Below are 597 nucleotides of genomic sequence, written 5' to 3'. Positions count from 1 at the left end.
CCCGCTCCGCACCGCGGTCGACGGCCTGGTCGTCCGCGTCTGCCTGGCGCTCCCCCGCGCCGCCGCCTCCCTCGACGACGACGCCGCCCGCACCCTCCTCGACCGCATCGCCGAGGTCGACGACTCCCTGGCCGTTCTGGCCGACGCGGCCCACACGTCCCGCTGGACCACTGCCCTCCTCGACCTCCTGTCCTCCCCGACCCTGCACGGCCTCCTCGAAGGCCGCCTGACCCGCCTCCTGTCCGACGCGGGCCACCTCCACGATCTCCCTGCCCGCATGTCCCGGGCCGTCTCCCCCGGCGTCCCCCCGGCCCGCGCCGCAGCCTGGCTCGACGGCTTCCTCTCCCCCGGCATCCTCGTCCTCCTCCACGACACCCCCCTCCTCCGCCTCCTCGACACCTGGCTGACCTCCCTCCCCCCCGACTCCTTCACCACCACGCTCCCCCTCCTCCGCCGCGTCTTCGCCGCCCACTCCCCACCCGAACGCCAGGCCCTCACCACCCGCCTGACCCACCTCACCACCCCCGACCCCTCCCCCACCGCCCTCCACCACCCCCGCGCCACCCAAGCCACCACCACAGCCCTCCTCATCCTCAC

At 75.4% G+C, this 597-nt stretch carries 1 protein-coding gene; it reads left to right on the top strand.

Going from position 1 to position 597, the window contains the following annotated elements:
* Window positions 1-597, top strand: a 597-nt coding sequence (locus ACYVE7_RS35355; RefSeq protein WP_460371056.1) for a DUF5682 family protein, incomplete at both ends; no start/stop codon positions are given.

This window comes from Actinocorallia lasiicapitis (genome assembly GCF_054778695.1).
This window is presented reverse-complemented; position numbering and strand designations above follow the sequence as displayed.